At 71.5% G+C, this 12,050-nt stretch carries 11 protein-coding genes and 1 pseudogene; 9 read left to right on the top strand and 3 right to left on the bottom strand.

Annotated elements, in window-relative coordinates:
- Positions 1 to 11: 11 nt before the first annotated feature.
- The 7 genes and pseudogenes from ABZY31_RS17980 to ABZY31_RS17950 all read left to right on the top strand — a co-directional run.
- Positions 12 to 206, top strand: coding sequence for a hypothetical protein (locus ABZY31_RS17980; protein ID WP_356411190.1), 195 nt, complete (start codon positions 12 to 14; stop codon positions 204 to 206).
- An 87-nt stretch (positions 207 to 293) separates the two neighbouring features.
- Positions 294 to 488, top strand: a complete 195-nt coding sequence (locus ABZY31_RS17975) for a DUF6257 family protein (protein WP_356411187.1) — start codon at positions 294 to 296, stop codon at positions 486 to 488.
- A 96-nt stretch (positions 489 to 584) separates the two neighbouring features.
- Entirely contained in the window at positions 585 to 2,702 is a 2,118-nt protein-coding gene (locus ABZY31_RS17970; protein ID WP_356411184.1) for an FtsK/SpoIIIE domain-containing protein, read from the top strand.
- A gap of 296 nt (positions 2,703 to 2,998) precedes the next feature.
- Positions 2,999 to 3,883 (top strand): bifunctional DNA primase/polymerase, encoded by an 885-nt coding sequence (locus ABZY31_RS17965; protein WP_356411182.1) that lies wholly within the window; start codon positions 2,999 to 3,001, stop codon positions 3,881 to 3,883.
- Positions 3,884 to 3,885: 2 nt separating this feature from the next.
- A complete protein-coding gene (locus ABZY31_RS17960; RefSeq protein ID WP_356411180.1) occupies positions 3,886 to 5,361 on the top strand; it encodes an ATP-binding protein in 1,476 nt (491 codons plus the stop codon).
- 452 nt (positions 5,362 to 5,813) lie between these two features.
- Positions 5,814 to 6,050, top strand: coding sequence for a helix-turn-helix domain-containing protein (locus ABZY31_RS17955; RefSeq protein WP_356411177.1), 237 nt, complete (start codon positions 5,814 to 5,816; stop codon positions 6,048 to 6,050).
- A gap of 72 nt (positions 6,051 to 6,122) precedes the next feature.
- Positions 6,123 to 7,361: pseudogene (locus ABZY31_RS17950) on the top strand (site-specific integrase); the annotation flags it as partial.
- A 101-nt stretch (positions 7,362 to 7,462) separates the two neighbouring features.
- Here the strand turns inward: ABZY31_RS17950 and glnA are convergent.
- Complete coding sequence (gene glnA / locus ABZY31_RS17945; protein ID WP_356411174.1) at positions 7,463 to 8,824, bottom strand: type I glutamate--ammonia ligase; 1,362 nt, start codon at positions 8,822 to 8,824, stop codon at positions 7,463 to 7,465.
- A gap of 214 nt (positions 8,825 to 9,038) precedes the next feature.
- On the opposite strand from glnA, the gene ABZY31_RS17940 reads away from it, so the two are divergent.
- Positions 9,039 to 9,695 carry a DUF3105 domain-containing protein gene (locus ABZY31_RS17940; protein ID WP_356411171.1) on the top strand — a complete coding sequence of 219 codons (657 nt, stop codon included), beginning with the start codon at positions 9,039 to 9,041 and terminating at the stop codon, positions 9,693 to 9,695.
- 65 nt (positions 9,696 to 9,760) lie between these two features.
- Positions 9,761 to 10,426 carry a DUF305 domain-containing protein gene (locus ABZY31_RS17935; protein ID WP_356411262.1) on the top strand — a complete coding sequence of 222 codons (666 nt, stop codon included), beginning with the start codon at positions 9,761 to 9,763 and terminating at the stop codon, positions 10,424 to 10,426.
- A gap of 16 nt (positions 10,427 to 10,442) precedes the next feature.
- On the opposite strand, the gene ABZY31_RS17930 is transcribed toward ABZY31_RS17935, so the two are convergent.
- Together ABZY31_RS17930 and ABZY31_RS17925 are read right to left on the bottom strand one after the other, a co-directional pair.
- Positions 10,443 to 11,366 carry an alpha/beta hydrolase gene (locus ABZY31_RS17930; protein ID WP_356411168.1) on the bottom strand — a complete coding sequence of 308 codons (924 nt, stop codon included), beginning with the start codon at positions 11,364 to 11,366 and terminating at the stop codon, positions 10,443 to 10,445.
- Complete coding sequence (locus ABZY31_RS17925; RefSeq protein WP_356411165.1) at positions 11,363 to 12,049, bottom strand: DUF998 domain-containing protein; 687 nt, start codon at positions 12,047 to 12,049, stop codon at positions 11,363 to 11,365. Before ABZY31_RS17925 ends, ABZY31_RS17930 begins: the two co-directional genes overlap by 4 nt.
- Position 12,050: the final 1 nt, after the last annotated feature.

The raw sequence follows: 12,050 nt of genomic DNA, 5'->3' as shown, positions 1-12,050 counted from the left end.
GGAGATTCGAGATGACCGCGGACGTCAACGTCTACACCCCCTTTGGGCGCCACCGGCTCTACCGCTACCAGGCCGTCTGCTCCTCGTGCGGGTTCAAGGGCTTCACCACCGAATCCCGCACGGTCGCGGAGGCGGAGAAGCGGCGCCACAAGTGCCCGACCCCGCGTCGCCAGAACTGCTGCCAGCACCACTGCTGCCACCACTGAGCCCCTGACAGCTGCCCGATCCACCCACCCCGCGCGAGTGGGTGGTGAGGGGAGCCGGACAGACCGGTCTCCGGAAGGAGTCCCGTGATGGCGAAGGACCCGAAGTTCACCGCTGGTGAGACCACCAAGCTCGCCTGGTACATCGCCCGGATGGCCAAGCGCGGCATCGCCGGAGAGAACGTCTACCAGGGCGACCTGGAAAAGAAGATCGACCGGATCATCGACGGCGCCCGCGACCGCGAAGAGCAGGCCGCCGCCGCCGCCCGCAAGAACGGCAAGTAGCTGTGCCCCCGGAGCGGCCGTCCCGGCCAAGGAAACCGCGCCGCTCCGGGGCCCTACCCCACCCCCGCTGTGCAGCGAGAGCAGGAGTCCCCCAGCATGACCGACAACGTCGTCCCCTTGTTCAAAGACCCCCTGACCGCGACCGAAACCACCCCCGCGGCTGCCCCCGCCCCGGCCACTCCCACCGTCCCGGCGGGGCCGGTGCGGGTGTGGAAGCGCACCGCCCGCGGCGTGCGTGCGGCCGTCACGAGCGAGCAGACCCGCACCGCTGCCCGGCTCGTCGCCCGCCACGGCATGTACGTCATCGGCGGTACCCGCATCACCGCCAAGCGCACCTGGGACGGGCGGACCGCCTCCCGCTACGAGCGGATGCTGCGCGCCGCCGAAGCGGGCGGGAACTTCGAGGAGGCCAAGGAGTGGGAGGACCGGCTGCAGCGCTTCCGCTCCGGCCGCCACCAGCGCCGCATGGACCTGCTCCGCTCCGCCCCCGACCTCGCCAAAAGCACCCTGTACGGCACCGGCCTCACCGTCGGGAGCCTGCTGGCCCTGGGAATCGTGCTGGCCGTCGCCAACAAGGACATCACCTGGGTGATCGGGCCGATCACGGCCGTAATCGAGCTGATCCGGTGGATCGTCGTGGTCGCCACCGTGGTGTGGGGGCCCGCGCTGATGGCGGGGCCGTGGCTGGCGTTACTGGCCTTGTGGGGTGTCGGCAAGCGTCAGCAGACGGCCCCGCAGTGGACGCTCCCCGCTCAGCAGCGCGACGACGCCGGGGCACCGATCACCCCCTCGATCGTGGTCACCGCCCTGCGCGACCTCGGTATCGCCCCACTGCGGCGCGCTATCAAGGAGATGGGGGATGCCGGCGCGGCGATGCTCGGCCCGATCCGGATCGCCGGATGCGGCGTGGAAGTCGACGTCACCCTCCCCTCCGGCGTCTCGACCGCCGAGGTCCAGGGGCGGCGCCGCAAGCTAGCCGAGAACCTCGCCCGCCACGAGCACGAAGTGTTCATCACCCTGCCGACGGCCGCCCGCACGGTCCGGCTGTGGATCGCCGACTCCGGCGCGCTGGACGAGCCGATCGGCCCCTCCCCGCTCGTCACCGACGAGACGATGACCGCGAACTACAAGACGGGCAAGGCTCCCTGGGGCCAGGACCTGCGCGGCGACGCGGCCGCCATCAGCCTCTACCAGCGCCACATGCTGACCACCGGCCTGTCCAACCAGGGCAAGACCGCCGCCCTGCGCGCGCTCGCGCTGTGGCTGGCCCTCGACAAGACGGTCGAGTTCCGGATCGCCGACCTCAAGGGCGTCGGCGACTGGGGCATGTTCGACGGCCTGGCCACCACCCTCATCCAGGGCCCGACCGACAGCCACGTGATCGAGGCGACGGAGATGGTCGAAGGCCTGGTCGCGGAGATGGAACGCCGGATCCAGGCCCCGCCCGGCACCGTCTTCACCCCGCTGGTCGGCATCGTGGATGAAGCGCAGGTCGCGTTCATGTGCCCGGCCGTCGGCGACGACAAGCGGCCCTACGGCGGCTCCAAGGCCACATCCCGCTACTTCATGGCCGTCCGCAAGGTCCACAACCAGGGCCGCGCCGTGGACGTGACCCTGTGGGAGGGCACCCAGGACCCCACCGACCAGAACCTCCCCAAGCTCGTCCGCGAAGGCGCCCACACCCGCGCCTCCCTCGTCCTGGGCACCGAATCACAGGCCCGCATGGCACTCGGCGACAAGGCCGTCGACGGCGGCGCCGCACCGCACCAGCTCCGCCAGGGCCTCGACAAGGGAACCCTGGTCATCGCATCCGACGGCATCACCATCCCCGCCGGACAGGCCTCCATCACCGTCCGCACCCACTACATCGACACCGAGCAGGCCACCGAGATCGCCGAGCGGGCCAAGGCCCTGCGCGGCGGCGTGACCACCGCGCACACCACGGACCCGGGTCCGGCCCTCGACCCGCTCGCGGACATCCTGACCGTCCTCGGCACCGAGACGCGCGTCCTGACCCAGGACGTCCTCAAGCGGCTCACCGCACTGAACAAGCAGGCCTACGGAAGCTGGTCGTTCATCGACCTCAAGCGCGTCCTGGACGGCACCGGGGCTGAGCCGTACAAGTCGGATGGCCGCATGGTCATCGGCCGCGAACGCGTCGCCCGCGTCCTCGCCAACCGCCCCGACGAGGGTTCCGCTTCCGCCGCCGAGTAGAGGGAGCGGCACCCCATCCGGTCAGGGAGGAAGGGAGAACTCCCTGACCCCCTCCCTGACCCGCCTCCCTGGCCCTGAGCTGCACAAACGATCTGCCAGGGAGGCAGGGAGGCACCGCAGGTCAGCCCCCGACAACCCCCTCCACGCGCACCCCGGCAGGGGGTGCCTCTGCCTCCCTGCCCGCCCATCAGCAGGGATTCCGTTTCGCCCGCCCGGACATGCCGAGAGCGGCCCCCACTCACGCCAATGACTGGGGCCGCTCTCGTCCAGAACACTCAAGAACTGGAGAGACCAGCATGACCCACCCGACCGACTTCCCGCGAGACCCCAACCGCCCGGCCTTACCCGCCGCCCTGCGGACCGCCCTCCAACTCGCCGAGCTGGGAGTGCCGGCACTCCCGCTGCGGGCGGGCAAGTGCCCCGTTGGGAACTGCCGCGCCTGCACCGGTTCGGCGTGCGGCGACCGCCCGCACATGTTGGCCGCCGGGCCCTGCCAGTGCCCGGCCCCCTGCCACGGCTGGGCGGCCGCCACCACCGACCCCGATGTCCTCACCTCTCCGGCATGGGCCCGCGCCTGGCAGCAGGCCGCAGCGGTCGCCTACCACCCCGGCGGGGCACGACTCACCGTCGTGGACCTCGACAACGCCGAAGCCATCGCCTGGGCCCGCCAGGCCCTCCCCGCCACCAAGGCCGTGCTCACGGCACGCGGGGAGCACTGGATCTACCGCGGCGCCATGCAGTCCTCGAACGGCGTGCGGCCGGGCGTGGACATCAAGTCGTCCATGACCTACGCCCGCTGGTATGGCCCCGGAAGCGGGCCGATCACCGCCCTGCCGGACGTCGTACGGGCCCTGGTCGTGCGGGAAGTACCCGTCACCCGCGCCGTCGTGCACGCCGTCAGCCTCCCCACGGCGGCCGGGAAAGGAGTGTGCTGCCACCGGACCCCGACCTACCTCGAACGGGGTATCGCCATGGCGGAACAGGCCATCACCGGCGCTGAGAGCGCGATCCACGCCAGCGTGTACCGGGTCTTCCTCGCAGTCCTGTCCAAGCACGGCCGGTGCGGCTGCCTCACCGAGGCTCACGTCGCGCGGCTGTTCAACGTCGCGCACGCCAAGGGCGAGTCGCCCCGGCACTGCGCCGCCGCGTGGACCAACGCCCGCACCGCCTTGGGGTTGTAGCCATGCCCGAGGACGAGAAGAACCCGGCACGCCAGATCATCACCGACTACGCGCAGCAGCATTTCCGGTACTTCCGCACCACCGAAGGCACCGTCTACGCGCAGAAGAACGGGCACCCCGTCGCCCGCCCCATCCGCTCCCAGGGCACGACCGGGAGCCACCGCCAGGAACTCATGGTCGGCCTCTTCCACGACGGCCACGGCGTGTTCAACGGAACCGCACTCAAGGAGGCGTTGGACTTGATCGAAGCACTCGCACTCAGCCAGGACGTGCAGCCCACCCACATCCGGGTCGCCCCCGGATTCGACGGCGCGACCTGGCTCGACCTCGGCCGCGACGACGGCCAGTCCGTCCGCATCCACCCCACCGGCTGGGACATCCTCACCCCGGACCCGCGCGAAGTGTGCTGGCGCCGCACCCAGCTCACCGGCGAACTCCCCCTGCCCGCCAAGGACACCAACGGCAAAGGCATCGACGCTCTGCTGCGACTGTGCAACTTCGCCAACGCCGAGAGCGAATGCCTGGCCCTCGCCTGGCTTATCGGCTGCCTGGAACCGGTCGTGCCCGTCCCCGCACCGTTCCTCACCGGCCCCCAGGGCGCCGGGAAGTCCACCGCGGGGAGGATGCTGGTGCGGATCATCGAGGGCATGACCGGTGACCTGCGCCGCGCCCCGAAGGACGAAGAGAACCTGATCACGGCCGTCGCCGCCGGATGGGTCACCGCCCTGGACAACCTCTCCCACCTCCCCCCGGACCTGTCCGACCTCATGTGCTGCATCGTCACCGGCGCCGAAAGCATCAAGCGCGCCCTGTTCACCGACGGCGACGTCGTACGCTCCCGCTACCGCCGCCCCCTGCTCCTGACCGGCATCGACGTCGGCGTCATCCGCCCCGACCTCGCCGAACGCCTCCTCCCGCTCCGCCTGGTCCGCCCCCTGGTGCGCCGCACGGAAGCGGAGCTGTGGGCGGAGTACGCCCCGGCCCTGCCCGTCATCCTCGGCTCGCTTCTCGACCTGACCGTCAAGGTCCGGGCCACCCAAGCCAACATCCCCTCCGACCTGCGGATGGCCGACTTCGCCCACCTGTGCGCCCAGCTGGACGCGGCGACCGGCCTCAGCTCGCTGACCGCCTACCGGGCCAGCCTCGACGACCTCAACGACGACGTCATCGAAGGTGACGTCCTCGCCCAGACCGTCCTCAAGCACGCCGCCACCCTCGACCCGGGCGCGGAAGCACAGATGACGTCCACCGAGTGGCTGCACCTCCTCACCCAGCTCTACACCGGCGACGACTTCCGCCCGCTCCCCAAGGGCTGGCCCACGACGGGCAAGGTCTTCTCCGACCGCCTCAAGCGGCTCCAGCCCACCCTGGCCGCCCGCGGCGTCCTGGTCGACTGGGGCCGCACCAAGACGGCCCGCTACATCGAGATGCTCCGCCCGGCTGGGCCGTCGCCCACTGAGCAGCAGGCCGCGTTCTAACCCGCGCCGACACGGCCGGTCCCGGCACAAGCAAGAGGAGCACCCGCCCCCGGCCGCGCGTGCTCCTCTTGCTGTTCCGGCGGCTCGCCGCCGCTGCACAAGTCGCGCCGCGCAGCGGCTCGTTCTTCGCGTTCTAAGGCGCACCCCACCACCACAGAAACCCCCTCCTTTTTCCTAAGAGAAGAGATGCTGCGTCACCCGCGACACCACCGGCCCCTAAAGGGCCCACGACCTGCGCAGACACCGGTGACGTAGACGGCCAAAACCTGCGTCATCACGCGACACCCACGTCACCGCTCTACGTCACCAGGTGACACCGGTGACGTAGAGCGGTGACACACGACCACGCCCTGAGTCACCCAAAACCGCAGGTCAGGGCGTCACGTGACGCGCATGACGCGGTGACGCAGAAATTGGGGCCTCGGACAGCACCCGCCCAACGAGGAGAGCACGTGACCACCGTTTCCGATCCACGCGCCATCCTCCGGCGCGGGCTCCCCGACCGCTACCTCACCCCCGACGACATCGCCGAACTGTTCGAGGTCCCACTGGAGACCGTCTACCAGTGGCGCAAGAAGCGCACCGGCCCGCCCGGCTTCCGGGTCGGCAAGCACACCCGCTACGACCCGACCGACGTCTACGACTGGATCGCCGAGCAGAAGCGCAGAGACATCAGCCAAGCCGCCTGACCCACCACGAACACCGCCGAGGGCGGGCCCACCCGGGCCCGCCCTTCCTGCATCCCCCAGAAAGGCCCTGCCGTGGCTGGCCACATCCAAGACCGCTGGTACAAGACCGAACCGGGCCCTGCCGGAAAGGCCGTCCGGGTCAAGACCGACCGACACGGAACCGGGCTCCGCTACCGCGCCCGATACATCGGCCCCGACGGGACCGAGAAGAGCAAGTCGTTCCGGGACCGCGAGAAGCGGCTCGCCGAGCAGTGGCTCTCGCACATCGAGGCGGACATGTCCCGCGGCGCCTACGTCGATCCGGCCGCTGGGCGGATCACCTTCCGCCAGTACGGGGAGAAGTGGATCGCGGGGCAGACCACTGACATGACGACCCGTACGACGGTAGAGGTGCAGCTCCGGCGGCATGCGTTCCCGCACATCGGCACGCGGCCCCTGGGCTCCTTCAAGCCCGAGCACATCCGAGAGTGGCTCGGCACCCTCGAAAGCCTGATCCCAGCCTCGTCCTACCGGCGTGTCATCTTCAACACCGTGTCGGCAGTGCTGACGGCGGCCGTGGAAGACGGGAACCTGGCCAAGAACCCGTGCCGGGCCAAATCGGTCCGTGCTCCCCTGCCCGCGACTCCCCGCGTACGTCCCTGGCCGGCAAAGCACGTCTTCGCCGTACGGGCCGCGCTCCCCGCGCGGTACCGGGCCATGGCCGATGTCGGGAGCGGTTGCGGCCTGCGCCAGGGCGAGATCTTCGGCCTCAGCGTGGACGCGGTGAATCACGAGACCGGATGGCTGCATGTCGCCGTTCAAGTGAAGGTGGTCAACGGGCATCTCGTGTTCTCGCCTCCGAAGCGGAACAAGGAGCGGGACGTCCCGCTCCCCGACCGCGTGGCGCACGCACTCAAGGCGCATAGCGAGGAGTTCCCGCCTGCGGATGTCACGCTCCCGTGGCTCCGGCCGGACGGGCCGATCGTGACCAAGCGGCTGGTGTTCTCATTGAGCGGCGGCGGGGCCGTGCGCCGGACCGACTTCAACACCCGGGTGTGGAAACCCGCTCTCGTCGAAGCAGGGGTCATCGGGGAGCCGAAGCCCGGGCAGCGGCACCAGGCCGCGCGGGAGCACGGGATGCACGCGCTCCGGCACTTCTACGCTTCGGTGCTCCTGGACGCCGGGGAGAACATCAAGGCGCTGAGCACCTACCTGGGCCACACCGACCCCGGCTTCACGCTCAGGACGTACACGCACCTGATGCCGAGCAGTGAGGGGCGCACCCGGAAGGCCGTGGACGGGGTCTACGAGGCCTCGGATTCTGCGGCTGACGGCCCACAGAGGCCCAAGAGGAATGAGACGGCTCCGGGCCGACGGTCGTCGACCGTCGGCCCGGAGTGCCGATCATCGCCCGTAAGCGCGCTGACCTGCTGCTACAGCACCGGCATCATCTTGCGCAGCTCGAAGGCCGTGACCTCCGAGCGGTACTCCTCCCACTCCTGCTTCTTGTTGCGCAGGAAGAAGTCGAAGACGTGCTCGCCCAGGGTTTCGGCGACCAGTTCGCTGCGTTCCATCAGGGAGATGGCCTCGCCGAGGTTCTGCGGGAGGGGTTCGATGCCCATCGCGCGGCGTTCCGCGTCCGAGAGGGCCCAGACGTCGTCGTCGGCGCCGGCCGGGAGTTCGTAGCCCTCCTCGATGCCCTTGAGGCCCGCCGCCAGGAGGACGGCGTACGTCAGGTAGGGGTTGGCGCCCGAGTCGATCGAGCGGACCTCGATGCGGGAGGAGCCCGTCTTGCCCGGCTTGTACATCGGGACGCGGATCAGGGCCGAGCGGTTGTTGTGGCCCCAGCAGATGTACGAGGGGGCCTCGCCGCCGGAGCCGGCGGTGCGGGAGGAGCCGCCCCAGATGCGCTTGTAGGAGTTCACCCACTGGTTGGTGACCGCCGCCGTCTCGGCGGCGTGGCGCAGCAGGCCCGCGATGAAGGACCGGCCGACCTTCGAGAGCTGGTATTCGGCGCCCGACTCGTAGAAGGCGTTGCGGTCGCCCTCGAAGAGGGACAGGTGGGTGTGCATGCCCGAACCGGGGTACTCCGAGAACGGCTTGGGCATGAAGGTGGCGTGCACGCCCTGTTCCAGGGCCACCTGCTTCATGACCAGGCGGAAGGTCATGATGTTGTCGGCCGTGGAGAGCGCGTCCGCGTAGCGCAGGTCGATCTCCTGCTGCCCCGGGGCGCCCTCGTGGTGGCTGAACTCCACGGAGATGCCCATGGATTCGAGCATGGTGATCGCCTGGCGGCGGAAGTCCATGCCGACGTTCTGCGGGGTGTGGTCGAAGTAGCCCGAGTTGTCGGCCGGGACCGGCCGGGTGCCGTCCAGCGGCTTGTCCTTCAGCAGGAAGAACTCGATCTCCGGGTGGGTGTAGAAGGTGAAGCCCAGGTCGGAGGTCTTGTTCAGGATGCGCTTGAGGACGTACCGCGGGTCCGCGTAGGAGGGGGAGCCGTCCGGCATCAGGATGTCGCAGAACATCCTCGCGGTGCCCGGGGCCTCCGCGCGCCACGGCAGTATCTGGAAGGTGCTCGGGTCCGGCTTCGCGATCATGTCCGACTCGTAGACCCGGGCGAAGCCCTCGATCGCCGAGCCGTCGAAGCCGATGCCCTCGTCGAAGGCCTGCTCCAGCTCCGCGGGGGCGACCGCGACGGACTTCAGGAAGCCCAGTACGTCGGTGAACCACAGGCGCACGAAGCGGATGTCGCGCTCCTCGAGCGTCCGGAGGACGAATTCCTGCTGCTTGTCCATGCCTTCATCCTCGCAGTTCAGATGGCCTGTGCACCACATCCGGCGGCCGTGGGGCACGGTGGGGCGGACCCAGTATCGCGAGCGGTGGTTTCCGCCAGATTACGCACCTTGGCAAGCTCGCGGCACCCCCGCACTGACCGTGGACCGGTCATGAGCATTACCATCTGCGCCCATAGGGGTCCCCCCGCCCGCCCCTCTCCGCAGAAGGACTGACATGGCGAGCAAGTCCAGCAGCACCCAGGACCACTCCCGCAAGGCGCGCATAGCCGACATGCGCCGGGCCGACAAGTCCCGCGACCGGCGCAAGAAGATCCTCGTCGTCACGGTGTCGACCGTCCTCGTCGCGGGCCTCGTCGGCTTCGGCGGGTACGTGCTCAAGGAGCGGATGGACAAGAAGGACGCTCCCCCGGCCTCCACCATGGACACGGTGACCGGCGTGGCGAGCTGGGACGCGAAGAAGCTGGGGCGCCAGCACGTGGACACCCCCGTGACGTACCCGATGAACCCCCCGGTCGGCGGTGACCACAACCCGCGCTGGATGAACTGCAACGGTGACGTCTACAAGAACCCGCTGCCCGAGGTGAACGCCGTCCACTCGCTGGAGCACGGCGCGGTCTGGGTCACCTACAACGAGAAGGCCGCCAAGGCCGATGTGGACGCGCTCGCGGCGAAGGTGGCCAAGACCCCGTACACGCTGATGAGCCCGGACAAGGAGCAGTCCGGCGCGATCATGCTCAGCGCCTGGGGCAAGCAGCTCAGCGTGACCAGCGCGACGGATCCGCGCGTGGACACGTTCTTCAGTACGTACGTCCAGGGCGCCCAGACCCCGGAACCCGGCGCGGCCTGCACGAGCGGCCTGGACCAGAAGTGAGCCGTACGTACTGGGCGGCGGGCGGCGCCGTCGTCCTGGCGCTGTTCTTCGCGGCGGCGGCGGTGATGATCGCGGCCGTGGGCGGCGGCACCGCGGACGCGGCCGACGGCGCCGGACGGGCGCCCGGCGTGTCCTCGCCGGACGCCGGGTTCGCCCGGGACATGGCCGTGCACCACCAGCAGGCCGTGGAGATGTCCTTCATCGTGCGCGACCGCACCGGGGACGAGGCCGTCCGCAGCCTGGCCTACGACATCGCCAACACGCAGGCGAACCAGCGCGGGATGCTGCTGGGCTGGCTGGACCTGTGGGGGCTGCCGAAGGTCACGCCCGGCGAGCCGCCGATGTCCTGGATGACCGCCGGCGCGGCGGACGGCCACGACATGGCGGGCATGCACGCCGCGCCCGGTACGGATGGAGCCGCCACGCCCGGTGCCGAGGGGGCCGCCCAGGGCGGCGCCGTGACCAAGCCCGGCGCGCTGATGCCCGGCATGGCCACCAAGGAGGAGCTGGCCCGGCTGGACACCCTGCGGGACCGGGACGCCGAGGTGCTCTACCTCCAGCTGATGACCGACCACCACAAGGGCGGGGTGGCGATGGCGCTGGGCTGCGCGCGGCTGTGCCGGACCCCGGCCGAGCAGAAGCTGGCCCAGGGCATGGCCGAGGCGCAGCGTTCGGAGCTGTCGCTGATGGCCGACATGCTCGGCAAGCGCGGGGCCGCGCCGCGCCCCTGAGGGACGCCGCGCGATGTCACCCGTTCGGCCCCGCGTGCTCACGCCGGTCGGCGGGTGCGCCGTCGGCCGCCGGCGCGTCCAGGACCGCCCGGGCCACCTGGTCCGGGCGGTCCAGCATGACCATGTGCCCCGAGGGGTCGGCGATCTCGAAGCGTGCGCCGAGGCGCTCGGCGAGGTCCGCCTGGCGGCCGAGCCAGCGCCGCGCGGCGGGCCGCGCGGAGCCGTCCGCCCCCGCGAGGACGGTCGCGGGGGCCCGCAGCGGGTGCGCGGCGCGCAGGGCGAGCACCTCGGCGGCCTGGTCGCGGTAGCGGGCGTTCTCCCGCAGGGTGCCCTGCCAGACGCGGCCGGTGCGGTAGCAGCGGCGTACGGACTCCCGCGCGGCCGGGTCGCCGCCGCCGGTCCGGGAGGCCCGTACGCCGGTGCGGCGCAGCAGCGGGCCGAGCGCGGCCGGCAGTCCGGCGGCCGTGAGGGCCCGCCCCAGCGCCCCCGCGGCGGCGTCGCGCACGGCGGCCGGGAGCAGCGGCGGCCGGGCGCTCTCCTCGACGCTGCTGTCGAGCAGGACCAGCGCGGCGGTGCGGGCCGGGTACAGCCGGGCGAAGGCCTCGGCGTGGAACCCGGCGATGGAGTGGCCGACGACGGTGGCGGGGGCGCGGCCGGCCGGGCCGAGGGCGTCCAGCAGGGCGGCGATCCGGCGGGCCTCCCCCGCGGCGGTCGGCGGCGCGGCGGCGGGGGCGCTGAGCCCGTGGCCGGGGCGGTCGAAGCGGACGACCGTGCGGTGCGGGGCCAGCAGGGCGGCCACCGGGTCCCAGTCGAACCAGCCGAGCCCGAGTCCGGCGGCGAGGACGCAGAGCGGGCCGGCGCCCTCGACGACCACGTGCAGGGGCACGCCGTCGGCGGGCCGCACGAAGCCCTCGTACCGCGCCGGCGGCCGGCCGCTCACGTGCGCCGTTCCCGGTGGACGGAGTACGCGAGCAGGCCGAGCCAGAGCGCGACGAACAGCACCTGGAGCCGCTGGCCCGCGCCGAGCGCCCAGGTCCCGCGCCCGGCGGTGAACAGGGCGATCGCGCTCAGGGTCCAGACCGTGGCGAGGAGTTCGAGCGCCACCAGCACCGGGCCGTAGCGGGCGAGCGGGGCCCACCAGCCGTGGCGGCGGGCGGCGACGGTGAGCGCCACCAGGGCGACCAGGGCTCCGGTCATGGCGAGGCTGCTGCTGATGGCGTGGGCCTGGTGGGTGGCGGGGACCAGGCCGGCGGTCTCCCGGGAGGCGCACACGGGGTCGGCCGTCGGGGTGCAGCTGAGCGGCAGCCAGGCGTCGGCGGCGGTGGCCGCGCCGAAGAGGGCGACGCCCGCCCAGCCGATGACCGCCCACGGGCGGCGGGATCCGGGATGGGAGCGGATCCGCAGGAGGGCGAACAGGCCGCCCGCGAGGGCCAGCAGGCCCGCGGTGAAGTCGGTCGCCCGGAAGAGGCCGCCGAGCGGCTGGTCCTGGGCGGCGAGTTCGCTGACGTAGGTCTCGACGGGGTCGAGGCCGGTGGACAGGACGACTTCGAGCACCCATGCGGTGTAGGCCGCGGCGCCGAGGCCGAGGAGGGCGGCGACCCGCCGCGTGCCGTTGGTGGACATG

The sequence above is a fragment of the Streptomyces sp. NPDC006529 genome (genome assembly GCF_040611795.1).
Taxonomy (GTDB): domain Bacteria; phylum Actinomycetota; class Actinomycetes; order Streptomycetales; family Streptomycetaceae; genus Streptomyces.
Note: the sequence above shows the minus strand (reverse complement) of the source record. Positions and strands in the feature narration are given on the sequence as shown.

Excerpts from the sequence above, each read along its gene's own strand:
- ABZY31_RS17965 (WP_356411182.1), top strand. The coding sequence starts at position 2,999 with ATGACCCACCCGACCGACTTCCCGCGAGACCCCAACCGCCCGGCCTTA.
- ABZY31_RS17925 (WP_356411165.1), bottom strand. The coding sequence starts at position 12,049 with ATGTCCACCAACGGCACGCGGCGGGTCGCCGCCCTCCTCGGCCTCGGC.
- ABZY31_RS17960 (WP_356411180.1), top strand. The coding sequence starts at position 3,886 with ATGCCCGAGGACGAGAAGAACCCGGCACGCCAGATCATCACCGACTAC.
- glnA (WP_356411174.1), bottom strand. The coding sequence starts at position 8,824 with ATGGACAAGCAGCAGGAATTCGTCCTCCGGACGCTCGAGGAGCGCGAC.
- ABZY31_RS17935 (WP_356411262.1), top strand. The coding sequence starts at position 9,761 with ATGATCGCGGCCGTGGGCGGCGGCACCGCGGACGCGGCCGACGGCGCC.
- ABZY31_RS17940 (WP_356411171.1), top strand. The coding sequence starts at position 9,039 with ATGGCGAGCAAGTCCAGCAGCACCCAGGACCACTCCCGCAAGGCGCGC.
- ABZY31_RS17980 (WP_356411190.1), top strand. The coding sequence starts at position 12 with ATGACCGCGGACGTCAACGTCTACACCCCCTTTGGGCGCCACCGGCTC.
- ABZY31_RS17970 (WP_356411184.1), top strand. The coding sequence starts at position 585 with ATGACCGACAACGTCGTCCCCTTGTTCAAAGACCCCCTGACCGCGACC.
- ABZY31_RS17975 (WP_356411187.1), top strand. The coding sequence starts at position 294 with ATGGCGAAGGACCCGAAGTTCACCGCTGGTGAGACCACCAAGCTCGCC.